This is a genomic window from Rothia sp. (in: high G+C Gram-positive bacteria) (assembly GCF_015265375.1).
Taxonomy (GTDB): Bacteria; Actinomycetota; Actinomycetes; order Actinomycetales; family Micrococcaceae; genus Rothia.
Window position 1 is genome coordinate 1 of sequence record NZ_JABZXW010000030.1, and the last position, 26845, is coordinate 26845.

The window sequence follows — 26845 nt, forward strand, 5'->3', positions numbered from 1 at the left end:
GCGGTGTCGTGTTCATTCTTTAATCCTATCCTTCGCGGGCTCGATGGTGACCGGGCATACTGAAACCTTCAAGTACTGATTGATACGGAATGTTTCAAAACCATTGAAAAAGCCGTGAATACGGCTAAAAACCCACTATTCACGGGGTTCATGTTCTGAACCTATGCCATAATTTGTAGCGACAATACGCTCATATACATAGTCGCTGATGACCGCTCTTCCGGGGTGTTTTTTCAGCACCAGAAAGGCTGCTTTCTTATGGCACTCGTCTTCAATCCGCCGCCCAACTGGCCCGCTCCTCCTGCCGGCTGGACCCCCACTCCTACGTGGCGCCCCGACCCCGCGTGGGGTCCGGTTCCTGAAGGTTGGCAGCTGTGGGTCGAAGAGCCCGAGCCCGAACCCATTCAGGTTGAAGAGGCTACTATTGAGCCGCTGGTTCCCGAGGAGCCCGCTGCTGAGGCAGCTCCCGCTGAGCAGGTTGTTGAGCCGGTAGTCGCTGAGCCGGTTGCTTCCGAGCAGTCCGTTGAGGCGCACGTTGTTGAGGCGCACGCGGCTGAGTCCGCTGTTGAGGCTGAGCAGCCCACCGAGGCTGCGGCACCGCTGACCGTTGAGGACGTTGACCTGGAGCAGCTCGCCGCTGAGCTCGAAGGTGAGCAGATCGTTGAGGTTCCGGAGGCTCCCGCACCCCAGGCTGAGGTGCCTGCGGTTGAGCCCGTTCAGGAGCCCGCTGAGGAATCCTCCGAGCCCAAGCCGATGCGTCACCTGACTCAGGTTCCGCTGGCAGGTACCGCTCTGCCCGAGCAGGTTCTGACCCCGCAGGCTTCTGCTGAGGAGACTGCGGCTGAAGAGCCCGCTGTTGAGGCTCCCGCAGTTGCTGAGCCGGTCGCTTCCGAGCAGCCCGTTGAGGCACACGTTGTTGAGGCACCGGTTGCCGAGCCCGCACTGTCTGAGCCGGTTGTTTCCGAGCCCGTCGTTGTTGAGCCCGTCGCCGAGGTTGCCCCCGAGGCACCCACTGCCGCTGAGCCGGCAGTCGAGCCGGTCGCTGAGGCTCCCGTAGCTGAGGCTCCCGCCTCCACCGAAGAGGCTCCCCACACCATTGAGAGCTCCCCGCTCGTTGAGTTCCACACCCCCGAGGCGGAGCGCACCGTCAACCTGTCCGAGCGTACCGTGAACCTCTCGGAGCAGCCCGGTCAGGATGTACAGCCCGGTCAGAACGTGCAGGGTGACCAGAACGCACAGTTCTTCCCGGCTGGTCAGGCATCGAACGGCTTCCAGCCGAACCAGGCTGAAGGCTTCCAGGGCCAGAACTTCCAGGGTGGCAACTACCAGGATCAGGGTTTCCAGGGTCAGAACGCGCAGGGCGGCCAGTACCAGGGCAACCCCTACCAGGGTCAGCCGTACAACGCTCAGCAGCCCTACCAGGGTCAGGTTTCTGATCAGGACCAGGCAACCGTAGCGCTCAGCAACCCCTACATGACCGAGCCCGGTAACCAGGGCAATGGCGAGGACGGCTCCGAGAAGAAGGGCCTGCTCTCCGGCACCAAGCTGTGGGGTGTTATCGGTGGTGCGTTGGCTCTGCTGATTGTCATCATCCTGGCGATTGTCATGCTGATTCCGCGCGGTAACTCGAACCCCGCCTCCAATTCTGCGGCGGCATCGAGCGCGGCGGCTACTTCCGCTGAGGCGTCCTCCGCGGCAGCATCCTCTGAGGCTTCTTCCGCTCCCGCATCTGAGAGCGCGGCGGCAGGTACTTCCGCTTCTTCCGCAGCACCCGTTGCTGCTGCTGAAGCGAAGATGCCCGAGGGTGAGTTCAAGGAATACAAGAAGACCGTCGCCGACAACAAGGACACCATCGACATTGAGAAGATCAAGGGCGATGTGTCCGCAGGCCTGATCTACTACGAGTTCAAGCCCGCAGAGGGCGTGGTCAACGCCTTCATCACCAGCCGTGACGACAAGGGCAACCTCACCTCGGGTGTGAGCGTTCTCGACTCCAGCCGCGACGGCAAGGAGATCAAGGGCACCGCGTGGATTGACGCGAGCAGCCACTCCACCCCCACCCGCAAGCTGGATCTGACCGGTAAGGGCGAGTGGACCATCCGCGTCTACGATGCAGACTCCGCACCCCACTACAAGAAGGGTGAGAAGTTCCAGAGCACCATGAACTACTACGCTTTCACCTACGAAGGCACCGAGGCGACCATGGAGTTCCAGACCAACGGCCCGACCACCCGCGGCTTCACCGTTCTGAACGCGACCAAGAACGACCCGTTCTTCTCCTCGACCATCCCGACCGTGAAGAGCAACATACAGTGGGTTCAGAGCAACAAGAGCTACCTGCAGGTTCGTACCGACTCCAACATCACCTGGAGCATCGGCACTAACTAACAGCTTGGCTGACTAGGTCAGCAGGTTGTGCATAAAGTTATCCCCCGCATCCGTGATGGGTGCGGGGGATACTTTTATGCCCGGTGAGGCCTGTGCACCTGCTGGAGGCGCCCGCCGCCTTAACGGGAGTACTTCGCCTCCGCCAGCTCGTCACCTGCGGCGCGTGCCGCACGCTCCACCAGCTGACGATTCGCCAGGTACACGAAGAACGTGACGAGGATGAACAGGTACATCAGCTGGTACGGCATGGTGCCCGCCATCAGACCCAGGGAGCCTTCCGGCACCAGCAGAATCTGATCTGAGCTGAAGTGCGGGGAGAACGCCAGCACAATCCAGAACGGTGAAATGTACATGCCCACCAGCGCCGCGGTCGCCAAAATAACAGCCAGCGTGAACACGAAGGAACTGACCCGCTGGTACATGAGCGGGAAGATTTCCATGACCACGGCGGCGAGCATCAGCGGGTACCAGGTGTTGTGGTGCGACCAGCTAATCGGCGAAATCTGCAGCATCATGAACGCGGTCAGCGCCAGCTGTGCCATGAGTGCACGGGCACGAATCAGCGGAACCAGCAGAACCGCCGTGACGAGCACAATCAGCAGGGTCAGCGCCACCTGTACCACGGACAGCGCGGTCGCCGTCAGGTGATGCTGCAGGCCCGCGTGGGTCAGCGTGCCCATAATCGACACGTTATCGAAGTAGCTGAACCAGCCCACACGCGAAGTATCATGCACCGCGTGGAACCAGAACGTGAACGACTCCTCACGAATCACCAGGAAGCCGATACCCACGGTCGCGGCGAAGCTCGCACCCAGGGTCGCAATACCCTTCCAGTCCTTACGCATGAGCAGTAGCAGACCGAACGCGAGCGGGGTCAGCTTAATACCCGCCGCGATACCCAGCAGCACACCGCGCGGAACGCGGGTTGCCGGGCGTATAAAATCGGCAAGAATCAGCATCAGAATAATGGCGTTAATCTGCCCGAAATGCGTGGTCAAACGCCACGGGCCGCACATCCAAATCAGCGCCGCAATCAGCGACACCATACCCCAATGACCCACGTGTTTCTGCAGCGGCAGACGCCACGAGCGGCTACGCGCGTAAGAGTACAGCAGGTACGCGCACCAGTAGCAGAGCACGCAAATGATGGCGGTAATCAGCAGCATGCTCTGCGGCTCGGTGAGGAACGCGAGCGGATAAAAGAGCAGCGCCGCAAAGGGCGGGTACGTGAACGGCAGGCCGCGCGTGCGGAAGCCGTAGAGCTGGTAGCCGTCCGGGCCGTCCGCCAGGGAAACCGCGCCCAGGCGGTAAACGTAAATATCGTCAGCCGCCGCGTGCGTCACGTAGTCGAAGGCATAGAGGGCAACCAGGATGAACAGCAGGTGCGCCCACAGAGCGCCGCTACGCATGCCGGGGATGCGGTCGAAGAAGCCGGGACGAGCAAGCTTTTCGGGTGCCTTAGCGGTTTCTTCGGCGGCGGCTTCCTTTGCCGCTTTTTCCGCGGTGGCTACAGAGGATGCGCCGGGCTCCGCAACGGGCTCAGCGCTCTCAACAGCCGGTTCCGTAACCGCCGCAAATTCAGCAACAGAAGCCGAAGCCCACGGAATCCTGGGCGCAGCCGCCTCGGTCTTCGCGGTGTTCTTATCAGTATTCACAGGGGTCTTTTCTAGTTCCTTCTCGCGGCTCACGCGGTTGCCTCACGAGATGCAGTGGCACGCACAGACTCGGCGCTCTCGGCGACCAGGGCGCGAGCGCCCCACCAGCCCAGCGGCGCGTCGCTACGCACGGAGCCGTACTGCACGGGCTCAACCTTCGCGCCACGCACCGGCGCGGTCAGCGCGGCAATAGACCAGAGCGTCATCGTCACCCACAGGCAGAACGCCGGAACCGCCGACACCGCCAACGCACCCGGAGCCAACTGTTCCAAACCATCGGTACTACCGTGGAACCAGGACGCAATCTTAATCGGCGAAATGTACAGGCCCAGCACCGCAACCACCGCGAACACGGTCGCCGGCACGCGCAGCCACGCAGGCTGAACCGCAAAATAGGTGGGGAACGCATCCATGATGAAAATGAACGCCAGCAGGGGTAGCAGCACGTTGTGGTGCGACCAGCTAATTGGCGACAGCGCCACCATCAGGGAGGCGGTCACCGCCACCTGCGCCAGCGCGGCACCGCGGCGTTCCAGCTGGTACAGCAGCGCGGCGGTCAGCACAATCGTGACCAGCGCCAGGGCGTAGTAGATGGGCTTCACGGCGCTCTCAGAGAGGCCGAAGTGCAGCAGCCAGCCCTGAATCGAGACGTTATCCACAAAGTTCAGGCCGCCCACACGCGAAGGGTTCGTCAACGCGGAGAACCAGAACTCCGGCGCGTCCTTGGGCATGAGGATGAAGCCCAGCGCAATGGTACCGAAGAAGGTCGCACCCAGGGTCGCGACGCCCTTCCAATCGCGGCGGACCAGCAGAATCAGGCCAAACACGAGCGGGGTCAACTTCACGCCGCCCGCAATACCAATCAGCACGCCACGCGGCACACGGGTTGCCGGGCGCACAAAATCGGCAAGAATCAGCGCCGTAATGAACGGGTTAATCTGAATCAAATCCAGGGTGCGCTGCCACGGGCCCGCCGAAACCACCAGAATAGTCAGCACCGCAATCGTGCCGGCACGACCAAAGTACTGCTGCAGGGGCAGTTCGCGGCCGCGCGCATTCACGTAGTTGTAGATGATCGTGGAAATCCACCACGCCACCACAGCCGAACCGAGCACCATAATGACCTTGCCGACCTCCAGGGGCAGGAACGCGAACGGCAAGAACAGCATCGCCGCAAACGGCGGGTACGTGAACGGCGGCTTAATCTCGCCGTGATCGTTCAGGGTCGGGGAGTACAGGTCCTGGGTGAAGCCCTCGTTATCGAAAATGGTCATCGCGCCCAGGCGGTAGATGGAGAAATCCATACCGGCGAAGGGGTTGGTGAGCATTTTGACGACGTATCCACCGCCAATGATGAGGATGAGTGCCGCAATAGCAATTTTTCCCCACACGGGGGTAGTGGAATCAGTCCTTGTCACGAGGTGCTTGTCCTTACCTTGGTGCCGGCGGATGCGCGCGCAGGGTGGGCGGGCATCTGATTTTGGAATCCTAATAGTTTATCGCGCGCACCTGTGAAGGATGCATCGGAGAGAAGAATCCCAGAAGCAGATTCGCTCGGGCAGATTCATAGGGGCAGATTCGCTCGGGTGTGCAGCAGAACTATCACGCTACAAGCCGCCTTCATATGCACGTAATGTCTTCAAAATTGGTACTACTCGGGCAATATAATGGGCTTATTGGCACCCGCCCCAACGCAGGGGCTGACGGTGCCCCGCACACCGACGTCCACGAACAACCAGCAGTGAAAGCAGTGATCACGTGAGTGAACATCTCGGCACCCCACCCGAAGGCGAGAACACGAGCGGCAAGCCCGCAGGCGCGAACGTCTCCGGAGGCGGCTCCTCCGGCCTGAGCATTGGCATGCGTCCCGCTGAGGCGCCCGGCGCGAACCTCACCCCCGAAGAGATTGCACGCCGCGCATCCGGTCGCGGTACGTGGCACCGTCGCGCCTCCAAGCCGGTCTCGCACTGGATGTTTACCCTTATCGCCGTGCTTCTACTGCATAAGTTCATCCCGAATAGCGGCTGGCTGATGGTGCACATTGTCACCCTCGGCCTGATTACGAACTCGATTCTGATTTGGTCGCAGCACTTCACCGAAGCGCTCATGAAGATCAAGATTCCGGACGAGCACCGCGGCACCCAGGTGCGCCGCATCTTCATTCTGAACGCGGGCATTCTCGTGCTCATGATCGGTATGGTCGGTCAGCTGAGCGTGCCCGGGCTCTACGCCGCCACGGTGGTCGGTGCCCTCATTGTCGGTTCGATGGTCGCTTGGCACGGCATCTACCTGCTGAAGCAGGTGCGTCAGGCTCTGCCGTCGCGATTCGGTGTGACGATTCGCTTCTACATTATTGCGGCACTCATGTTGCCCCTCGGTGCGGCATTTGGCGGCATGATTGCCTACCCGAACCTGTCCGGCACCCTGCATTCGCAGTTCCTGCTCGCGCACGAGGCGGTGAACGTACTCGGCTTCGTCGGTATTACCGCGGTGGGTACGCTGGTGACGTTCTGGCCGACCATGCTGCGCACGAAGATGGTCGATAAGGCGCTCACCCACAGCCTGCGCGCCCTGTACCTGATGTGCGGCGGCCTGGTGTTGACCCTTGTCGGCGCGATTTTTGGGATGCGTCCGCTCGCTGCCGCGGGTCTGGTCGTCTACCTGGTTGGCCTGCTCATTGTCGCCTGGGTGATGGTGCGTACCCTGCAAACCAAGCGCCCGAACGAGTACCCGCCGATGAGCGTGGGTATGGGCTTCCTCTGGCTGATTGTTGGTGTAGCGGCGACCGCGTACATGGTGGCAACCACCCCGTTCGCACAGCTGGACATGCGCGCCGTGACCCCCATCTTCGTGGTCGGCTTCCTGCTGCAGCTGCTGCTCGGCGCGATGAGCTACCTGCTGCCTCAGCGTATGGGCGGCGGCCCGGCGGTGGTGCGCGCCTCCAACAAGGAGTTCAGCCGTTTCGCGGCGGCACGCGTAACCGCCGTGAACCTGGCGCTCATTATCTTCATGATGCCCGGCTCCGTGGTGGGTCAGTCCATCAAGATTGCCGTCGCCATTGTGGGTGCTTTGGCGCTCATGGCGTTCATTCCGCTGATGGTGCGCGGCGTGAAGGCGTCCGTGAACACCCGCAAGGAAATGATGGCGGCACGCGCCCGCGGCGAGAAGCCCGTCTTCAACCAGGAGGCGCTCACCCCCGAACCCGTCCCGCACGCTAAGCAGAGCTTCCAGGCTGCGTTGGCGGTTGCTATGGCGTTCCTGCTGGGCTTCGCGGTGAACCCGTCCGCACTGAACCTGCCGTCGTTCTCTTCGGCGGGTTCCGTAGCTGCGACCGGTCAGACCACCACCGTCAAGGTGAAGGCAACCAGCAACTACCGCTTCACCCCCGCCGAGGTGGAGGTCCCCGCCGGTAACCGCCTGGTCGTCGAGGTCACCAACGACGACCAGGGCATGACCCACGACCTGACCTTCGACAACGGCGCAACCACCGGCACCATCAACCCCGGCGAAACGAAAACCGTCGACGCCGGTATCATTACCGCCGATCAGGAAGGCTACTGCTCCGTGGCGGGCCACCGCTCCCTGGGCATGGTGTTCAAGGTGAAGGCGACCGGCGCCTCCGCAAACCAGGTGGCGCAGGGCGACCACGCTACCCACAACCACGCCGCGTCGGGTAGCACCCCGACCCTCATGACCGTTGCAAACAGCAAGATCGACATGTCCGCGGCACCCGGCAGCGGCTACAAGTACCGCGACCCGAACATCCCGGCACCGAACACCGCCGAGCAAGTGAACGGTAAGACCGTCCGCAAGGTCACCCTGGACGTGCAGGAAGTCGACCGCGAGGTGGCGCCCGGCGTGACCGTTCACATGTGGACGTTCAACGGGCAGAACATGGCACCGATTCTGCGCGGCAAGGTCGGCGACATTTTTGAAATTACACTCGTCAACAACGGCACGATGGGCCACTCGCTGGACTTCCACGCGGGCATGGTCTCCCCCGATAACACGATGAAGACCATCGCCCCCGGTGAGCGTCTCGTCTACCGTTTCGAGGCGAAGGCCGCCGGTATCTGGCTGTACCACTGCGGTACCGCCCCGCTGAGCCTGCACATGACCCAGGGCATGTACGGCGCGGTCATTATCGACCCTGCCGACCTTGACCCGGTCGATCACGAGTACGTGATGGTTCAGGGCGAGGCATACCTGCACGACACCGGCAAGACCGCCTCCGACGGCAACAAGCTCGCGGAGAACTCGCCGGAGCTGATCGCGGCGGGCACCCCCACGCTGACCATGTTCAACGGCCACGCAACCCAGTACAAGGCGAAGCCGCTGCAGGTGAAGAAGGGCGAGCGTATCCGTATTTGGGTGATGGCGGCTGGCCCGAACCACGGCACGAGCTTCCACGTGGTCGGTTCGCAGTTCGACACAGTTTACAAGGAGGGCGGCTACCTGATGCGCCGCGGCGCGGATGCGTTCGGCAGCCGTGACGGCCACAGCCAGGCACTCGATTTGGCGCCCGCGCAGGGTGGCTTCGTGGAGATGCAGTTCTTGGAGTCCGGCACCTACGTGTTCGTGAACCACTCCTTCTCGGAGATGGAGCGCGGTGCCGCCGGCAAGATCGTGGTCACTGACCGCTAGTGATTACCGACCGCTAATAGCTGGTAGCTGGTAGCTCGTACAGGGCGCTTCTACCGCCCGCCGAGAGATTGACCCCGCCCGGTGCATCCTGTGATTGGATGCGCCGGGCGGGGTCTTTCTGCACCCGCGCAAGCACCCAAACAGGAGCCTGCCCGCACTGCGGCAAACTATGCTTTTAGCCTCATGGGCGAACTTTTCTTAGCCAGGAGCGGGCATGGTGCGCTAGTCTATAGGAATGGCAGATAGCACTTCGAGCGCCTCTTCCGAGCGCAGCGCTACGAGCGCCTCCAACCACACCTTCGTTTCGGCGGACGAACAGACTTCTCCTCGGCAGCGTAAGCCTTTTCCGGTACGCATTCTTGCCGGGGCACTTGCGCATTGGCAGATTATTGCCTCTGCGGTTCTTTTGGGTGGCGGTGTTGCCGGCCTGGCAGCCACCTATGACGACTATTGCGGCATGACTGAGCTTTCGTATGCTCCGGCGGCTCTCCGATCCGATTTTGAGCAGGGCTCTAAGGTGTCGGGTTTCCGTCCCGGCGTGATGGCGGCGCAGATTGAGACCGAGAGCCACTGGCGTGTGGGCGTTGTGTCCCATCAGGGCGCTAAGGGTATTGCGCAGTTCACTGATGATGCGTGGAGCGGTGGCCACTACAGCTTCGGCAATGGCGGTAATGTTCTGAACCCGCACGATGCGATTGCGGCGCAGGCGCGCTACTTGGCTGAGTTGCGTACTCGTTTGGCAAAGTACGCCTCCAATGACGATGAGTTGCAGGATGTGGTTCTCGCCGGTTATAACGCGGGTCCGGGTTCTGTGGAGAAGTACGGCGGTGTTCCCCCGTATGAGGAGACTCAGAATTATGTGAAGTCGATTCGCGAGCTGGCGAATTCGAAGTACAAGCTGACTTGCTCTCCCGAGTACCAGTTCAAGCAGGCGAAGTTGAGCTTCGTGAATGGTGTGACTCCGGCGATGGCTGGTGTTCATGCGGACGGTACGCCGCTGTCTCCGGAGGAGTCGGCATCGGCTGCGGCGGAGGCATCTGCTTCGGCTTCTGCAAGTGCTTCGACTCGTCCGTCTGCGAGCGGCTCTGCGGAATCTTCCACGAAGCCTTCGGCGACGAGTTCCGGCCGCTAGATCAGCTTTATTGGGTATTCCACTAGGCTATATAGCCGCTAGGTAATATTCTGTTTTATCTATAGTGAGCGGCTAATACTAGCCACCACTCCCCCACTATTCACTCTTATATTCACTCTTAACAGCGCGAGGCGCCGACCCCCATTCTGAAGGGTTCGGCGCCTCGCGCTTTTACGGCTAGAGCGTGCCTAGTTGAAGATGGCGCGCACGACCGAGTAGCCGGAGACCGGGTACACGGCGTTCACGGTTGCGGGCTTCTCGCTCTCGTCCGCGATCTCAATGGATTCGGTGCCGCGCAGCAACTCCTCGAGCAGGATGCGCAGTTCCAGGCGTGCCAGGGGCGCGCCGGGGCAGACGTGGATGCCGTCGCCGTACACGAGGTTGCGGGACTGGTCGCGGTGCGGGTTGTAGGTGAGGGCGTCTTCGAAGGCGTCCTCGTCGCGGTTGGCGCTTGCCCAGTTGATGGTCACGCGGGAGCCGGCGGGCAGGGTGCGGCCGCCGAGTTCGGTGTCCTGGGTGGTGATGCGGCGGTTGGTGACGAGGGTGTCTTCGAGTCGCATGATTTCTTCGACGGCGAGGGCGATTTCACTGCGGTCGTCGAGTGCGTTGCCGTCGGCGAGGGATGCGCGCAGGCGGTCCTGCTCGGCGCGGTTGCGTGCCAGGAAGTTGACGAATACGCCTACGGTTGCGGAGACGGTGGACAGCTCACCCACGGTCCAGTTGCGGATGAGGCTGACGATTTCTTCGTCGGTCATGGTGCGGGGTTCTTCGCCGGGCAGCTGCACGGTGTCGGTGAGCAGTTCGGCGGTGACGTCCTTGGGGTTGCCGGCGGCGGCGTCCTCGCGGCGTTCGTCGAGCAGCTGACGGATGTAGCCGTCGAATTCGAGGGCGACCTTAGCGATTTCTTCGCGGTCGCGGCGCAGGGTGGCGACGCGGTTCTTTTCGATCCATTCGGTGAGGGGCTGTTCGAGGCATGCGGGCCAGCCCATGAAGGCGTTCTGCACGCGCATTGCGTATGCCTGACCGAAGCCCTGCATGACGTCTACTTCTTCGCCGCGGGGCAGTTCTGCGATGAGGCTCTTCACGGCGTCGCGGATGACGGGTGCGAACTTTTCGAGGCGTTCGGGAGTGAAGTACTTGTCGTTGACCGCGCGGAAGGTGGTGTGTTCGGGTGCGTCCATGCCGTTGGGGACGGCGATGTGGCGGGTGGAGACGACGTTGGAGTAGATTTCGGGGTGGTCGAGTACGTGCTGTACGTCGGCGTTTTTGAAGACGGAGTAGCCCATGAATTCGTCGTGGGCGACGGGGCAACGGCGGCGCATTGCGTCGTAGGCAGCTACCTGGTCCTTCTGGACCTCTTCGCTTCGGAGGTCCCAGTCGTTGTGTACGTTCTCAGTCATTGTTCACCCGTGTTCGTTATAGAGTTGTGGCGTGCTGGATGCGGGCGTCCGGGCGATGCGTGTGGGGCAGGGTCGGGCGTGCATTTCAGCACGTGAATCCATTACTTGTTCTTTGACCGTATCACTTATGGATTGGTGGCGCAGGGTAGGGGTTCCTTGCTTCTCATTCAACGAACAGTGCGATGGGGCGAGGGGCGGCGGGTCACGAGACGCACGAGGCGGGCGGCACCTCCCTGTGGAGGTGCCGCCCGCCTCATTCTTGCCTAAAAACCACCGAGGTTTAGCGCTTGCCTGCGGAGGGGTAGATGCTACCGTCCATCACGCCGCGTTCACTCTACAGGCCGCGATAGACTTCTCGCCGATGACCGACTCGGAAGACCTCAACAACAACCGCACCGTTATCAATGGTGTACAGAATGCGGTAATTCCCTACTCGTGCCCTGTACCCTTCTTCGCCCTGTAGCTTCTTGACTCCCGTCATATATGGGTCATCACCAAGGGATCGGAGGCAGGCGATAATTTTCTCGAAGGCTGTCCGGTCTTCTCGTTGGATTTTCTTTAGTTCTTTCGCTGCTTTGCGCGTCAATTCGACCCGATACACGGGGTTTGAGACATGGTTTGCAGTCATCTGCATCCTTCAGGCAGAGCTTTAAATCTTACCCTCAACCTTAGCAGAAAAAGTGTACACTTTTTACATACTTTACATTGTTGTACTATATAAACTATATAAGTAGCCCCCTGGATGGAACCTGCACAAGAACTATCCTCGGTGCTAACGGACAAACCCCAGAAAGGAACCAGTCATGACTGTCACCACTCACCGGACTCGTTCCAATGTCACGACTCTTAAAGAACTCCGCGACAACCTCGGAACCAAAGTCAATGAAGCCGTGTTCTCCGGCGAACGTCCCCTCATCAGCCGCAACGGAAAGACTGTTGCCGCGCTCATCTCCTACGAAGATTTGAAGCTACTTGAAGAGTACGAAGAGCTCCTCGACATTGAGGCTCTTCGCAAGGCACGCGCCGAAGATGACGGCTACCGCATCGGCCTCGACGAGTTTCTCGCAGAGAACCCTGCAGACTAATCTCTCAGCACATATTGCGAGGCGGGCGGCACCTCCACCGGGGAGGGGCCGCCCGCCTCATTCATGCCTAAAAACCGCCGAATCTAACGCTTGCCTGCGGAGGGGTAGATACTGCCGTCCATCACGCCGCGCTCCACCTGCTCCAGGCTCACACCGCGAGTCTCCGGCAGGTTGCGGAACATCAGCAGCGCAATAATCACGTTCACCACGGCAAAGCCGATGAAGGAGCCGGTCAGACCGACCGCACCCAGAATCACGGGGAACGCCAGCGACAGCACACCGTTCATCATCCAGCCGCTAAACGCCGAAATACCCATACCCGCCGCACGCACGCGCAGCGGGAACAGCTCACTCATAATCACCCAGGTGGACACATTCAGGCAGGTCTGCATCGCGCCCACAAAACAGACGATGAGCACCAGCAGAATCCAGGGACGCGCCGCATTATCGGCGGGCAGAAGCATGGATGCGCCCGCAATCAGCACGTGGAAGAACGCGGTCGAGCTGTAGCCGGTAATGACCATGACGCGGCGCGGCACACGCTCCATCAGGCGCAGCGACAGGATGGAACCAAGCACCGCAATCGTACCCGGCGCAATGTTCGCGATGAGCGCCGCGGATTCGCTGAAACCGGCTTCCTTGAGCACCTTAATGCCGTAGTACATAATCGAGTTGATGCCGGTCAGCTGCTGGCCCGCGCCGACCAGAATACCGACGAGCAGGATGCGCACAAACCAGCCGCGCACGCCCACGCTTTCCTTACCCGCCGCGTCGTTCTGGGTGGTTGCCTCCGCCTGCAGGGTGCGTTCAATGTCGGCGATCTCAGCTTCGGCACGCTCGGTGGAGCGGATGCGCTTCATCACCTCAAGCGCCTGCTCACGCTTGCCGACGCGCAGCAGCCAGCGCGGCGACTCGGGTACTCGCAGCATACCGACGAACAGGCCGATGGCGGGTAGGGTGCAGATGGCGAACATCCAGCGCCACACGCCGTCGTGCTCGCCCCACAGGTTGCCAATGAGGGCGTTCACGATGAACGCGGCAAGCTGACCGCCCACGACCATGAGCTCGTTGCGGCCGGAGAGGGAGCCTCGAATTTCGTAGGGTGCGAGCTCTGCGAGGAACACGGGCACCACGGCGGAGGCGCCACCGACCGCCAGGCCGAGCAGGGTGCGTCCGGTGATGAGCACGGCGACGTTGGGTGCGAAGACGCACGCCAGGGCGCCGAAGAAGAAGATGGTGGACAACCCAATGATGGTGGTTCGGCGGCCGAACCGGTCAGAGATGCGGCCGCATCCGAGCGCGCCAATAGCGGCGGCGAAAGCGAGCGATCCGGTGACCCAGCCTTGGGCGGTGGAATCCATGCCGAGTTCGCGGCTCATGGGTTCGAGCGCGCCGTTGATTACTCCGGTGTCGTAGCCGAAGAGCAGACCGCCGAAGGTGGCGATGAGTGCGATGATGCCGAGGTATCGACTGTGCTTCCCGGTGCCCAGAGGGGGCAGGGTGGAGGCGGTGCTCTGTGCGCTCATGGTGTCCTTTGATGCCGAGGGGTTAGGGGAGAGTACACCGACATTGGTGGTTCTTCAGCACTGTCAGTGGGCTAGGTGAGGTGCGTCAGGTTAGACACACCTCACCTAATCCTAGCGAAAACGCTCGGCGGGTGATATTTATTTCTCACCACGCACATTTTTCGACATATTTTACGACCGCCGGTTGGGACCGTTTCAATTCCCCTTAAGAAGGAGTATGCGTTTAGAACAGCGCGATCTTCTCCGGTGCCGGGAAGATAGCGTCCAGGGCGGCGAGGTCCTCGGCGTCGAAGCGCAGGCAGGCCGCCTGTGCGTTGGCGCGCACCTGCTCGGCGCTGGTCGCACCGGCAATGACGGAGGTGACCGGCGACTGCTGTGCGAGCCAGGAGAACGCCGCCTGCACCTCGGTGATGCCACGTTCGGTGCAGAAGGTGTGGAAGGCTTCGAGCTGGTCCCAGTTGGCGGCGTCGAGCACGTTCTTCTTGGAGTGGGACAGGCGCGAACCGGCGGGAATGTTGTCGCGGCGGTACTTGCCGGTCAGCAGGCCGTTAGCGAGCGGGAAGTACGGTAGCACACCCATACCGAAGTGCCGTGCGGCGGGCAGGATTTCGAGTTCTGCGCGGCGGTCGAGCAGGTTGTAGTGGTTTTCTGCGACGATGAACCGTTCGGTGCCGAGCTCGTGGGCGCAGTGTTCGGCGTGGGCGAGCTGCCAGCCGGAGAAGTTGGAGTGGCCCAGGTAGCGGACTTTGCCGTCGCGTACGAGCTGGTCGAGGGCGCTGAGGGTTTCTTCGATGGGGGTGTTGGGGTCGGGGCTGTGGTAGAAGTACAGGTCGATGTAGTCGGTGCCGAGGCGGCGGAGGGATCCTTCGACGGCGCGCATGATGTAGCGGCGGGATCCGCGGGCGTTGCGGTCGTTGCCGTTGAGGTCGCCGACGGGCAGGCCGAATTTGGTGACGATGGTCAGTTCGTCGCGGTCGAGGCCGAGCTGGGTGAGGGCGGTGCCGAACATGGTTTCTGAGAGGCCGGGTTCGGCGCCGTAAAGGTCGGCGATGTCGAAGAAGCTGATACCGGCGTCGACTGCGGCGGCGATGACTTCGTTGGTGCCTTCTTGGGTGCGGGTGGGGGTGCCGGGGCGGCCGAGGTTATTGCAGCCGATACCGACGCTGGGTACGACGAGGCCGGAGTTGCCGAGCCTGCGGTAGACAGGAGATTCGATACGTTCCATGTTTTTAACTCTACGTTGTGGGGGCATGTTGCGTGGTTATTTCCCCTCCAGTTGGGAGGCGAAGAGCTTCCTGAAGCGTGATGTGGGGTCGGTGGTTAGGTCCCGGTAGGTTCCTTGCTCCACCACACACCCACCATCCAACACCACCACAGAATCAACACCACGCAACGTCCACGCACGATGAGACACCAACACCACCAAACGCCCAACAGCAGCCACCTTCAACCGAGCAAAAATCTCCTCCTCAGTCTCAGCATCCACAGCACTGGTCGGCTCATCCAACACCCACACCGGCGCATCCCGAAGAACCACACGCGCCAACGCCAAACGCTGCCACTGACCACCCGAAAGACCAACACCACCAAACGACTCACCCAACTGAGCATCCAAACCACCCTCAAGACCACGCACAAAATCATCAGCACAAGCCACCGACAAAGCCGACCACAAATCAGCATCACCAAGACGCTCAACCGCCTCCTGCGACAAACCCAGAAGAAGATTTTCACGCACAGTCAGTTCATAACGGCCGTAGTCTTGACTCACCAAACCAACATTTGCCAACAAATCATCAGGTGATATGTCCTGTACCGACGTACCTCCCATGAGGATGTCTCCACTGGAGGGCTTCAGCATACCCATGAGTGCATTTACTAGGGTTGTCTTTCCCGATCCGCTGGGCCCGACAATACCAATCATCTGCCCGGGACCAAAAGTGAGATTGATGTTTTTAAGAGCTAAAGAATCAGCTTTTGGATACTGGATAGCAAGATTCCTAATGGAAACGCTGCAGATTTCAGGGTAGATATCGGCAATCGGATTTTTCTGCTCGGGCTGTGCGCTAGAAATAAACTTTCGATATATATCAATTGCGTTTGACCCCGCTGCCATCGAGCTAAGGTCGCTTCCCATCGAGCCAAGCGAGACTATAGCCGAGGTAATACCTATAACAGCTCCAGCAAGAGCACCGGGAGCCGGCACCGAGGCCGCTAGAAAAATAAGGGCTAAAGCTAGCAATGCAGCGCTTATAAAACCAACAATTGTATATATTCTGAGGATGTAACGAGCTAGGCCAATTTCCTCCTCACCGGATTTTTTCCGTTCTTGATTAGCACGATGCGCAAAGAACGACCGAGCGTTCAGAATTGCAAGCTCACGAGCAGTAGTTATTTGTGCAATCTGGTTAGTGCTATGCCACGCGTTGTAGCTATATGAATATATTTTTTCCATTGCCTCAGCATTCTTACTCGAATAGAGCTGTGACATCAAGGCAACAGGAATCATGCCTGCAAGCATGCAGAGTGAAGCATATACATTGATCTTTCCTACGGAATAACTAAGAGCTCCCGTCGAAAAAATGATGAATATCAGAGCACCCATAGTGGAAACTTGAGACCCCAGGCTCCCCCCTGTCACAGCTTCATGAGCTGCCCTTGATGAGCGAGCATAATCACCGCTCGCGATTTCCTGAGAGGAACAAGTCGCCAGACGAGAAGATACGTTCTGAATACCCGTACTTGACATTCGAGAATTTAGAATCATACGCAGAGAGTCTGATGCTTGTCCCAGGGCAATGTATCCTGCCAGCACAAAACTAACCCCCAGCGCTAGCGGGAGCACTTCATCCTGGCTCTGGCCCAAATGCTCAACAAGTCTAGTGACAGCCTCCATCTGCAGAGCAGGGAATAGTGATAGGCACACAACAGACACTAGATAGGAAACGGTCCATACGGGGTGATTTTTGAAAGCATAAACCACGGACCAAACAGTATTAGCCATAATCTTACGCATCTTTATAGTCCCTTTCAGCGGAAGTTTTGCGCCCTGCAGAATCTTCAGAGATCTGATTTTTGAAAATTTCCATAAACTTTCCCTCTGCCTTCAGTAGCTCCCGGTAGGTTCCTTGCTCCACCACACACCCACCATCCAACACCACCACAGAATCAACACCACGCAACGTCCACGCACGATGAGACACCAACACCACCAAACGCCCAACAGCAGCCACCTTCAACCGAGCAAAAATCTCCTCCTCAGTCTCAGCATCCACAGCACTGGTCGGCTCATCCAACACCCACACCGGCGCATCCCGAAGAACCACACGCGCCAACGCCAAACGCTGCCACTGACCACCCGAAAGACCAACACCACCAAACGACTCACCCAACTGAGCATCCAAACCACCCTCAAGACCACGCACAAAATCATCAGCACAAGCCACCGACAAAGCCGACCACAAATCAGCATCACCAAGACGCTCAACCGCCTCCTGCGACAAACCCAGAAGAAGATTTTCACGCACAGTCAGTTCATAACGGCCGTAGTCTTGACTCACCAAACCAACATTTGCCAACATGTTGTATTTACTCTCAGAAGAAGCACCCTTATACGTTATGCTCCCCTGGGCAATTGGTGTAATTCCAAGAATTGCATTTATTAGCGTTGTTTTTCCCGCACCCGAGGCACCAACTACTGCAATCATTTGATTATTCATCAGCTCAAGATTAATATCTTTAAGCGCAAAAGACGACGCGCCCTCATACTGAACGGATACATCTTTGCATATAATTTTTGAAATATTTTCACGGTTAGGGTTAGAAGTTTTTATCTCAGAAGCATGGTCGTAAGTATCAGAGTCGCATACCCTTCGGAATTGCTGAACAGATAATGCTCCATTAATAATCTGGCCGAATGAATATCCCACCTCTTGGGTCGCGTTAACACAGGCAATGATTCCAATCAGCGATCCGGCCACATACGATATATCGGCGCCTGAATCCACAAGGAAGTACAGGGACGCAAAAAGTAAGACAGAGCAGAGTAGCCCTGCAACTATGGAGATGATTCCTCTAACACTTTCAAGGCTCAATTCCCTACCGGCTGCCCGGCGTCGCCAGGACGCTACGCGTTGCGAGAAAAATCGGGAGGCTCTCATGAGGTGAAGTTCTTGGGCTCGGCTCTGAGCCATCAGATTGTCTAGATAGTAGTTCTCTGCCCGATAGTCCTCGTACATTAGGGTGTATATAGCGTAATCACGTTTAGCGAGAATCACCATTGCAATAGATAGGGGTAGTGAACACAGTGCCGCAAAAATTGCTGCCACAATGCTGACGTTCGCAATATTGAGACAGAGAAGTAACACCATTGCGAAGGCACTCACCAGTGCCATAACTGACATGGTGTGAACCTGCAATTCCTGTTTCGATATTGCCTCTCTAGCAGCACGTATATCTTCCTGTGATTTTGTGCTACCTATATCAGATAACGGAAATGTAGATAACCTGTTATTTAACATGCAGTGAACCCGATAGTTCACCTTTGATTTGAGGATTAGCATGTTACTTATTACCCAGCGTTGGGCAATGATATTAATTCCAACGACAAGGGCAAGAGCAACGATATAAATCCAGGCCGCGCCACCATTTGAACCGCTCAAGGCTGATACTGTATTACCAATCAGCAGGGACTGGCTCAGAGGAATGCAGGCAATGACGGCTAGCGATAGGGCGGCGCTCACCAGGGTTGTGGGACAGGTTTTCCATGCTAGGCGGAAGGACCAGAGTATAGAAGAAAATAGCTTTTTCATTCTCACCACGCTCACAAAGTCATATTGAACTCATCTTTGAGCCCTGAAACTCCTCGATGAGCGGACATTGAAACACTACCCGTGCCTCACTAGCTACCTTACCCCTCAATGAAATATAAAACACACATATTCGTGCGTGTCCAAGAATATTAAGCAGATATATCTGTGATATTTTCGGGCATTCAGGGGTCAGCCGACAGCCCTACCCGCAACGCCCCCAGCACCCTTCGTCATAGTCAGTCATATTAAGTTCATATTTCTCCCCAATGTCATGTCCAGAAATATTAGGACATCAACCGCCGCATCCCTTGCACGCCCTCGGAGGCGGTGGGTAGAGTGAAAGCGTTATCTATCAAGAGCGACCGAGAGATCTGGCTCGTCGACGTCGCAGCAACCTCGCCAGTATCCCCCACCTTCACGGTGCAGGGTACGGACAAGGTGCTCCCGCCAGAACCGATAGAGAAGAATACCCTTCGGCACCCCTTGATGAGTCGTACCTGCAAACCGGTACAGCGCATCCTGCAGAAGAATTCGCGCACCCTCACGGTGCGTATCTATCGGGTGAACACGAAGGATGGTTATGACGACAGTTCACCCGGCTCTTTCTTTTGAGCTGTTCCCTCCGCGCTCACACGCGAGCTGTGAGTCGCTGCTCCACACCATTGCGGAGCTTGAGGGTACCAACCCCGACTACGTTTCGGTCACCTACTCCGGTGACGCGAAGCGCCGTCAGAAGACGCTGGCGCTGCTCGACCACCTGGTGCACGAAACCTCCCTCACCCCCCTGGCACACCTGATTTGTGCGGGCCACTCGGTGCACGAGCTGGAGCGTGCGGTCCGTCTGATTCTGGGTCTGGGCGTGCGCGGCTTCCTGGCGCTGCGCGGTGACGTGCAGGAGGGTCAGGTTTCTGAGCTTCCTTTCGCCCGCTACCTGGTCGAGCTGATTCGCCGCGTGGAACGCGAAGATTTTGCCCACCTGGCGGCTGGCAAGGTGTCCATCGGTGTGGCGGCGTACCCGCAGAAGCACCCCGAGTCGGCATCCCTGCTGCAGGATATTGAGATTCTGCTGTCCAAGCAGCGTGCCGGCGCGGATTTCGCTATCACCCAGGTGTTCTTCGAGGATGAGCGCTATAGTGCCCTGGTCGATTCGGCTCGCCTGGCGGGTGTGGATATCCCGATTATTCCGGGCATCATGCCGGTGACCTCCCTGAAGCGCCTGCAGAACCTCTGCCAGATGGCGGGCATGTCGGTTCCGGCGGACCTCGCGTACGCCCTGGAGACGGCAACCAGCAGCGCAGAGCTGCACCGCATCGGCGTGGACTACGCGCTGAACCAGTGCCGCACCGTGATGGATGCGGGCGCACCGGGCCTGCACTTCTTCACCTTCAACGAGCATGCGGCGGTGCTGGACGTTCTGGACCAGCTGGACCTGCCCCGATACAGCAACCGTTTCTCCCAGTCCCTGAGCGAGCTGGAATTCGCCTAAACGCGACCCGCTCCACCCGGCGCGGATGCGCCACCCAAGTTTCCCCCAAAGTACCCCGGGAGCGTCCCGCGGATCTCGGCCCCATCGACGGGGCCGGCAGGGCCCGCTGATTCTCCCATTTCTATCCCCAGTAAAGGAAAAAATTATTATGTCGAACACCGCATTCCCCGCCGCCACCATTGTTGGCTACCCCCGCGTGGGCCGCTTCCGTGAGCTGAAGAAGGCTCAGGAGGCTTTCTGGAAGGGCAAGGCAACCCTGCAGGAGCTGCAGGACACCGCCGCTGACGTGCAGCGCACCTACTTTGAGCGTGTGACCGCCGCGGGCCTGAAGGCTGATAACTACTCGATTCCGGCGACCTTCTCCTACTACGACCAGGTGCTCGACGTGGTTCGCCTGTTCACCCTGGTTCCCGAGCGTCTGGCTGAGGCTAAGGACGCACGCGGCCTGCTGGATCTGCCCGGCTACTTCGCACTGGCGCGCGGTACCGAGACCCTGCCTCCGCTGGAGATGACCAAGTGGTTCGACACCAACTACCACTACCTGGTGCCCGAGATTGGTGCCGGCACCGAGATTAAGCTGAACCTTGAGGCTATTGACGAGCAGCTCGAGGTCGCTCAGAAGGCTGGCGTGAAGGTTCGCCCGCAGATTGTTGGTCCCCTGACCCTGCTGCTGGGCGCTAAGGCTGAGCAGGGTTCCGCTGAGGACTTCTCCCCCGTTGACCGTCTGGATGAGTTTGTTGCAGCGTACGCTCAGGTGCTGGAGCAGCTGGCTGAGCGCGGCGTTGAGTGGGTTCAGCTGGACGAGCCGGGCCTGACCGTGGACCGTGCCGACAACGCGAAGGTTGCCGAGCTGGCTGAGCGCACCTACCGTGCCCTGGCTGCCGCCGAGAAGCGCCCGCAGATTCTGGTGACCAGCCCCTACGGTTCTCTGCGTGAGAACCTGCCGGCACTGCTGGGTACCGGCATTGAGGCGCTGCACCTTGACCTGGTGCACGGCGTGTACTCGAAGGCTGAGCTGGAATCCGTCTCTGCCGCTGGTGTGCACCTGGTTGCCGGTGTTGTGAACGGCCGTAACGTGTGGCGTGCCGATGTTCGCGCCGCTCTGAAGACCCTGGAAGCGCTGCCCGGCGCATCCGAGGGTGCCGTGTCGGTGTCCTCCTCGACCTCCCTGCAGCACGTGCCGCACGACCTGGAGCTTGAGGACCCCGCCGAGGTTCCCGTGGACGGCTTGGCATTCGCTGACCAGAAGGTTGCCGAGATTGCTCTGCTGGCTCGTGGCCTGGCTGAGGGTGAGGCTGCTGTTGAACCGGAGCTGAAGGCTGCTGACGAGGCGCTGGCTCGCTTCGCCGCTGACCCGCGCAAGCACAACGACGAGATTCGTGCCCGCGCCGCAGCTGTGACCGCTGAGGACTTCGACCGTCCGACCATTGACGTTCGCCGTGCGGCTCAGGCTGACCTGAACCTGCCGAAGCTGCCGACCACCACCATCGGCTCCTTCCCGCAGACCGCTGAGATTCGCCGCCACCGTGCGGAGGCTCGTGCGGGCAAGATTTCCGCCGAGGAGCTGAACGGCTTCCTGCGTGACGAAATCGCCTCGGTCATCAAGCTGCAGGAGGAGCTGGGCCTGGACGTGCTGGTTCACGGTGAGGCTGAGCGTAACGACATGGTTCAGTACTTCGCTGAGAACTTCGACGGCTTCGCAACCACCCGCCACGGCTGGGTTCAGTCCTACGGTTCGCGTTGCACCCGCCCCTCGATCCTGTTCGGTGACGTGAAGCGTCACGGCGAGGGCCTGCGCGGTGAGGCATTCACCGTGCCGTGGAGCTCCCACGCACAGTCGCTGAGCGACAAGCCGGTCAAGGGCATGCTCACCGGCCCCGTGACGATTCTGGCGTGGTCCTTCGTGCGTGACGACCAGCCGCGCCGCGAGACCGCTAACCAGGTGGCTCTGGCTCTTGCCGACGAGATTGCCGACCTGGAGCAGGCGGGCATCCGCATCATTCAGGTGGATGAGCCGGCTCTGCGCGAGCTGCTGCCCCTGCGCCGCGATGAGCAGCCGCAGTACCTGGACTGGTCGGTGAACTCCTTCCGCCTGGCAACCAGCGCGGTGAAGGATTCCACTCAGATTCACACCCACCTGTGCTACTCGGAGTTCAACGAGATTATCGACTCGATTAACGCTCTGAACGCTGACGTGACCAGCATTGAGGCGGCTCGTTCGCACATGGAGCTGCTGGCTGACATTCCGGAGAGCTTCGTTTCCGGTCTGGGCCCGGGCGTGTGGGACATCCACTCCCCGCGTGTTCCTTCGCAGGAGGAGATTGAGTCCCTGCTGAAGGCTGCGATTGGTTACGGCACCATTGCTGACCTGTGGGTGAACCCGGACTGCGGTCTGAAGACTCGTGATTACGAGGAGACCAAGCAGTCTCTGCGTCACCTGGTGGATGCCACCAAGGCGATTCGCGCATCCCTCTAGGAGGCGCCTCTTGGCTCCGCTGCCTGCTGCGGGTTGACCGGATGATGGTTTGCTCGCGGTGACCTGCGGCAGGTGGCGGCTGTTCGGCTTCGAGCCGGTATGCGTACCGACTGTGTGCCGAGCTTTTGGGGATAGATAACGGCCCGCCCGTACAGTTTTTCTTCTGCACTGTACGGGCGGGCTTTTCTGTGCTGCTTTGGGGCGCCGATGTACTGGTTTCAAGTGGTTTTCTTTTTGAACTTAGGGTATAAATTACTCTAAATTTAAGTGTGGTCTGACCAAAACACATACTTACTCAACGGAGAAAGTATTTATATTCATTAACTAACCTGCGGCAATGTTGCCTAGTAGCTAGATATACATCACAGCATCTTTAGTCTTCCCCGGAATTTCAGGTAAAAACCACTATTTAAAGAATAAACGTTCTGAATATCCGTTCACCTTAACAAGCATTACTATGCACATATGCCCATCAAATTAGCATTTTTATAAGAATTCGTTTTTAGAATTCCAGCATGACTACTACCACTTCATCAAAGAAGAAGAAGAAGGGTTCTGTACCCCGCTGGCTCGCAATTCCGGCACCCAAGCCTCAGCTGACCGAGGCTGAAGTTAATGCAAAGTACCCGCGCATGCGTCTGCAGGTTTTCATGGGTATTTTCATCGGTTACGCGACCTTCTACCTGATTCGTAACAACGTCCCGCTGGTCACCCCGATTCTGACCAAGGAACTTGGTTTCAGCAACGCGGCTATTGGTGCGCTGTCCACCGCACTGCTGCTGGCTTACGGTTTCAGTAAGTTCTTCACCGCAATGATTTCTGACCGCTCGAATGCGCGTCTGTTCCTGCCTATCGGCCTGGTGCTTTCGGGTGTTGCAAACATTCTGCTGGCGCTGACCGGCTACATGGGTGAAGGTGCGGGCGCTGCCGGCTACGGTGCCGCTATCGCCTCCATCATGGCGACCATCATGGTCTTCAACGGCATCTTCCAGGGCATGGGTTGGCCTCCCTCGGGTCGTGTGCTGGTGAACTGGTTCTCCACCAGCGAGCGCGGTACTAAGGTTTCGTGGTGGAACACCGCCCACAACGTTGGTGGCGCGCTGTCCGGTCTGCTGGTTGCGTGGGGCTTCTCCATGTTCGGCAAGACCTGGGAAGTTGCTTTCTGGTTCCCGGCTGTTATCAGCTTCGTTCTAGCTTTCGTGGCGTGGCTGCTGATTCGTGACAACCCCGAGGCTGAGGGTCTGCCCACCGTTGACGTGTACCGCAACGACCCGCACAAGGTTGAGTCCACCGCTGAGGATCGTGCAGAGTCCACCTGGACCACCATCCGCAAGCACGTGCTGACCAACTCGACCATGGTGTACCTGGCTCTGGCGAACGTGTTCGTGTACACCCTGCGTTACGGCGTGCTGGTGTGGGCGCCGAAGTACCTGCACGATGTGCGTCACGCTTCCCTTGAGGGCGGTATTGCGGGCTTCTCGATTCTGGAGCTTGCCGGCATTGGTGGCACCGTCCTGTGCGGTTACGTTTCTGACCGCATGTTCAAGGGTCGCCGCTCCCCCGCGGGTATTCTGTTCCTGATTGCGACCGTTGGCGCGATTCTGCTGTACTGGCTGCCTTCTTCGGATGCACCCCTGTGGATTGCGTACGTTGCGTTGGCTCTGATTGGTGGCCTGATTTACGGTCCGGTCATGCTGATTGGTCTGCAGGCTATTGACCTGTCCCCCTCGCACGTTGCGGGTACCGCTGCGGGCTTCACCGGCCTGTTCGGTTACGCGCTGGGTGCAACCCTGGCTTCTGCCGGTATCGGCATCATTGTTGACCACTGGGGTTGGGGCACCGCGTTCGTCTTCATGATTGTGTGCTCCGGTCTGGCTGTGCTGTTCCTGTGGCTGGTCAACGGTGCTGAGAAGCGCATGATGGCTGAGCGTGCACAGAAGCTGGCAGCGAAGGCTCAGGCTTAAGCGAATAGTGCTTCTTCTTTCCTGAACTAGAGATAAGTTCAGAGGGTAGATGTTAACCCGCCTGTACGGTTGTGTGACCGTGCGGGCGGGTTTTCTGCATCCTGGAGGGGCTTACCTGCCTTTTCTGCCGCCTAAAACGCCTCTGAGAAGCACCTGTACCGGTGAGCCAGCATCTGGCGGCGTGCCGGTCATCCTGTGGCTTGCGGGCGTAAGAACATAGAATGGAACCATGACTACTAACTCTGGAATCACTAAAGAATGGGTGGACGAAACCGTCAAGCCGGGCGACGATTTCTTCCGCCACGTCAACGGCAAGTGGCTGGCAACCCACGAAATCCCGGCGGATCGCCCCAAGGACGGCGGCCTGTACACCCTCCGCGATAACGCAGAGAAGCACGTGCGTGAGCTGGTGGAGAAGATCGCGAAGGAGCAGCCGGAGTCCCGTATTGGCGCGCTGTACAACTCCTTCATGGATGTTGAGAAGATTGAGGCGGACGGCCTGGAGCCGCTGCTGAAGGAAATTGCCCCGATTCTGAACTCGGCAACCCCCTCCCACCTTGCCGTGACCTTGGCGCTGCTGTCTCGTGCGGGTTTGCCGCAGCTGTTCGCCTGGTACACCAGCAACGATCCGAAGGACCCGAAGAACTACACCTTCTTCCTGTACCAGTCGGGCCTGGGTCTGCCGGATGAATCCTACTACCGTGAAGAGAAGCACGAGGCTGCGTGCGCGGCATACGTTGAGCATATTGCCCGCATGTTTGAGCTGACCGGTCTGGCTGAGGGCTTCGGCCTGACCCCGGAGCAGGCGGCTCAGCTGGTGTTCACCCACGAGTCTGAGCTGGCTCGTCTGCACTGGAACGTCGTGGAGAACCGCGACGCTGAGGCGACCTACAACCCGTACCAGGCGACCGAGCTGGAGGAGAAGTTCCCCGGCTTCCCGTTCTCGCAGTGGCTGCTGGCGCTGGGCGCCGAGCCGGAGAGCCTGGGCCAGGTTATTGTGGCTCAGCCGTCCTTCTTTGAGGGTGCGGCTAAGCTGTTCACCTCCATCCCGCTGATGAGTTGGAAGCTGTGGGCTGTGTGGACTGTTCTGCGTTCGCGTGCACCGTTCATGTACGACGAGCTGGTTCAGGAGAGCTTCAACTTCTACGGCAAGACCCTTTCCGGTACCCAGCAGATTCGTGAGCGCTGGAAGCGCGGTGTGGGCGCTGTCGAGAAGGCTCTGGGTGAGGAGATTGGCCAGGAGTACGTGGCTGTGCACTTCCCGCCCTCGCACAAGGAGAAGATGCTGGTTCTGGTCGGCAACCTCCTGGAGGCGTACCGCGAGTCTATTGAGTCGCTGGACTGGATGACTGAGGCAACCCGCGAGAAGGCGCTGGAGAAGCTGTCGAAGTTCGTCACCAAGATTGGTTACCCCGATAAGTGGCGTGACTTCTCCGCACTGGAGCTGGTACCCGGTGACCTGTTCGAGAACCTGCGCCGTACCGGTGCGTTTGACGCTGACTGGCTGATTGCCCGCAAGGGTCAGCCGGTGGATAAGTCGGAGTGGCTGATGACTCCGCAGACCGTGAACGCGTACTACATGCCGCCGGCGAATGAGATTGTGTTCCCGGCAGCTATTCTGCAGCCGCCGTACTTCAACCCGGATGCTGACGACGCGGCGAACTACGGCAATATCGGCATGATTATTGGCCACGAGATTGGCCACGGTTTTGACGATCAGGGTTCCCGCTACGACGGCGACGGCAAGCTGGAGAGCTGGTGGACTGAGGAAGATTACGCGAAGTTCAAGGAGCGTACCGCAGCCCTGGTGGAGCAGTACAACGCGTACGTTCCGGTGGGTCTGGATCCGAAGTTCCACGTGAATGGTGAGCTGACTCTGGGCGAGAACATTGGCGACCTGTCCGGCATGTCGATTGCGTTGAAGGCATACCGTCTGGCTTTGAAGAAGCAGGGTATTGAGTCGCTGGATGATGCACCGGTGATTGACGGTATGACCGCTATTCAGCGTTTCTTCTTCTCGAATGCTCGCGGCTGGTGCACGAAGTCCCGCCCGCAGCATGCTGAGGTGATGATTTCGGTGGATCCGCACTCGCCGGATGAGTTCCGTGTGAACGGTGTGGTGCGCAATATTGACGAGTTCTACGAGGCGTTTGATGTCTCTGAGGGCGATGCACTGTACCTGGCTCCGGAGGAGCGCGTGCGCATCTGGTAGCACCCCGATAAGGGTATATGCTTTATTGCATATATAAGAAAGGCGCCCCCCGCGTGGGTTTATTAC

16 protein-coding genes and 1 riboswitch are annotated in these 26845 nt (G+C 59.2%); of the genes, 8 read left to right on the forward strand and 8 right to left on the reverse strand.

What is annotated here, in order from left to right:
- The first annotated feature begins 258 nt into the window (after positions 1-258).
- On the forward strand, positions 259-2388 hold the full coding sequence (locus HXO69_RS05305; RefSeq protein ID WP_296545740.1) for a hypothetical protein: 2130 nt from the start codon (positions 259-261) through the stop codon (positions 2386-2388).
- Between the two features lie 119 nt (positions 2389-2507).
- Here the strand turns inward: HXO69_RS05305 and HXO69_RS05310 are convergent, their stop codons facing one another.
- On the reverse strand, positions 2508-4076 hold the full coding sequence (locus tag HXO69_RS05310; protein ID WP_296545742.1) for a glycosyltransferase 87 family protein: 1569 nt from the start codon (positions 4074-4076) through the stop codon (positions 2508-2510).
- Positions 4073-5461, reverse strand: a complete 1389-nt coding sequence (locus tag HXO69_RS05315; RefSeq protein WP_296545744.1) for a glycosyltransferase 87 family protein — start codon at positions 5459-5461, stop codon at positions 4073-4075. Before HXO69_RS05315 ends, HXO69_RS05310 begins: the two co-directional genes overlap by 4 nt.
- Positions 5462-5801: 340 nt before the next feature.
- Between HXO69_RS05315 and HXO69_RS05320 the strand changes: the two genes are divergently transcribed.
- On the forward strand, positions 5802-8687 hold the full coding sequence (locus HXO69_RS05320; protein WP_296545746.1) for a multicopper oxidase domain-containing protein: 2886 nt from the start codon (positions 5802-5804) through the stop codon (positions 8685-8687).
- 235 nt (positions 8688-8922) lie between these two features.
- Positions 8923-9819 (forward strand): lytic transglycosylase domain-containing protein, encoded by an 897-nt coding sequence (locus HXO69_RS05325; protein WP_296545748.1) that lies wholly within the window; start codon positions 8923-8925, stop codon positions 9817-9819.
- A gap of 188 nt (positions 9820-10007) precedes the next feature.
- On the opposite strand, the gene HXO69_RS05330 is transcribed toward HXO69_RS05325, so the two are convergent.
- The gene (locus HXO69_RS05330; RefSeq protein ID WP_005507311.1) at positions 10008-11219 is read right to left on the reverse strand and encodes a cytochrome P450; all 1212 of its coding nucleotides are present in this window, start codon (positions 11217-11219) and stop codon (positions 10008-10010) included.
- Positions 11220-11553: 334 nt separating this feature from the next.
- Positions 11554-11847 (reverse strand): type II toxin-antitoxin system RelE/ParE family toxin, encoded by a 294-nt coding sequence (locus tag HXO69_RS05335; protein ID WP_044143528.1) that lies wholly within the window; start codon positions 11845-11847, stop codon positions 11554-11556.
- Between the two features lie 175 nt (positions 11848-12022).
- On the opposite strand from HXO69_RS05335, the gene HXO69_RS05340 reads away from it, so the two are divergent.
- Positions 12023-12304, forward strand: coding sequence for a type II toxin-antitoxin system prevent-host-death family antitoxin (locus tag HXO69_RS05340; protein WP_005509047.1), 282 nt, complete (start codon positions 12023-12025; stop codon positions 12302-12304).
- Between the two features lie 83 nt (positions 12305-12387).
- On the opposite strand, the gene HXO69_RS05345 is transcribed toward HXO69_RS05340, so the two are convergent.
- The 4 genes from HXO69_RS05345 to HXO69_RS05360 all read right to left on the reverse strand — a co-directional run bounded on the left by HXO69_RS05345 (position 12388) and on the right by HXO69_RS05360 (position 18641).
- On the reverse strand, positions 12388-13830 hold the full coding sequence (locus HXO69_RS05345; RefSeq protein ID WP_296545751.1) for a sugar porter family MFS transporter: 1443 nt from the start codon (positions 13828-13830) through the stop codon (positions 12388-12390).
- 223 nt (positions 13831-14053) lie between these two features.
- A complete protein-coding gene (locus tag HXO69_RS05350; RefSeq protein WP_049327436.1) occupies positions 14054-15055 on the reverse strand; it encodes an aldo/keto reductase in 1002 nt (333 codons plus the stop codon).
- Between the two features lie 36 nt (positions 15056-15091).
- A complete protein-coding gene (locus HXO69_RS05355) occupies positions 15092-16834 on the reverse strand; it encodes an ABC transporter ATP-binding protein (protein ID WP_296545753.1) in 1743 nt (580 codons plus the stop codon).
- A gap of 4 nt (positions 16835-16838) precedes the next feature.
- Positions 16839-18641: an ABC transporter ATP-binding protein gene (locus HXO69_RS05360; RefSeq protein ID WP_296545755.1), complete on the reverse strand. Its 1803-nt coding sequence runs from the start codon at positions 18639-18641 to the stop codon at positions 16839-16841.
- A gap of 346 nt (positions 18642-18987) precedes the next feature.
- Positions 18988-19104, forward strand: a riboswitch (SAM riboswitch).
- 117 nt (positions 19105-19221) lie between these two features.
- Between HXO69_RS05360 and HXO69_RS05365 the strand changes: the two genes are divergently transcribed.
- The 4 genes from HXO69_RS05365 (at position 19222) to HXO69_RS05380 (ending at position 26779) form a co-directional block, all read left to right on the forward strand.
- The gene (locus HXO69_RS05365; protein WP_296545757.1) at positions 19222-20127 is read left to right on the forward strand and encodes a methylenetetrahydrofolate reductase; all 906 of its coding nucleotides are present in this window, start codon (positions 19222-19224) and stop codon (positions 20125-20127) included.
- A 148-nt stretch (positions 20128-20275) separates the two neighbouring features.
- Positions 20276-22603 (forward strand): 5-methyltetrahydropteroyltriglutamate--homocysteine S-methyltransferase, encoded by a 2328-nt coding sequence (metE, locus tag HXO69_RS05370; RefSeq protein ID WP_296545758.1) that lies wholly within the window; start codon positions 20276-20278, stop codon positions 22601-22603.
- Positions 22604-23118: 515 nt separating this feature from the next.
- Positions 23119-24567, forward strand: a complete 1449-nt coding sequence (locus HXO69_RS05375; protein ID WP_296545761.1) for an MFS transporter — start codon at positions 23119-23121, stop codon at positions 24565-24567.
- 229 nt (positions 24568-24796) lie between these two features.
- Complete coding sequence (locus tag HXO69_RS05380) at positions 24797-26779, forward strand: M13 family metallopeptidase (protein WP_296545762.1); 1983 nt, start codon at positions 24797-24799, stop codon at positions 26777-26779.
- Positions 26780-26845: the final 66 nt, after the last annotated feature.

Bases quoted from the DNA above. Each gene is read 5' to 3' on its own strand.
- HXO69_RS05360 (WP_296545755.1), bottom strand. From the start codon at position 18,641: ATGAAAAAGCTATTTTCTTCTATACTCTGGTCCTTCCGCCTAGCATGG.
- metE (WP_296545758.1), top strand. From the start codon at position 20,276: ATGTCGAACACCGCATTCCCCGCCGCCACCATTGTTGGCTACCCCCGC.
- HXO69_RS05350 (WP_049327436.1), bottom strand. From the start codon at position 15,055: ATGGAACGTATCGAATCTCCTGTCTACCGCAGGCTCGGCAACTCCGGC.
- HXO69_RS05380 (WP_296545762.1), top strand. From the start codon at position 24,797: ATGACTACTAACTCTGGAATCACTAAAGAATGGGTGGACGAAACCGTC.
- HXO69_RS05335 (WP_044143528.1), bottom strand. From the start codon at position 11,847: ATGACTGCAAACCATGTCTCAAACCCCGTGTATCGGGTCGAATTGACG.
- HXO69_RS05325 (WP_296545748.1), top strand. From the start codon at position 8,923: ATGGCAGATAGCACTTCGAGCGCCTCTTCCGAGCGCAGCGCTACGAGC.
- HXO69_RS05355 (WP_296545753.1), bottom strand. From the start codon at position 16,834: ATGGCTAATACTGTTTGGTCCGTGGTTTATGCTTTCAAAAATCACCCC.
- HXO69_RS05345 (WP_296545751.1), bottom strand. From the start codon at position 13,830: ATGAGCGCACAGAGCACCGCCTCCACCCTGCCCCCTCTGGGCACCGGG.
- HXO69_RS05375 (WP_296545761.1), top strand. From the start codon at position 23,119: ATGACTACTACCACTTCATCAAAGAAGAAGAAGAAGGGTTCTGTACCC.
- HXO69_RS05365 (WP_296545757.1), top strand. From the start codon at position 19,222: ATGACGACAGTTCACCCGGCTCTTTCTTTTGAGCTGTTCCCTCCGCGC.
- HXO69_RS05340 (WP_005509047.1), top strand. From the start codon at position 12,023: ATGACTGTCACCACTCACCGGACTCGTTCCAATGTCACGACTCTTAAA.
- HXO69_RS05330 (WP_005507311.1), bottom strand. From the start codon at position 11,219: ATGACTGAGAACGTACACAACGACTGGGACCTCCGAAGCGAAGAGGTC.
- HXO69_RS05305 (WP_296545740.1), top strand. From the start codon at position 259: ATGGCACTCGTCTTCAATCCGCCGCCCAACTGGCCCGCTCCTCCTGCC.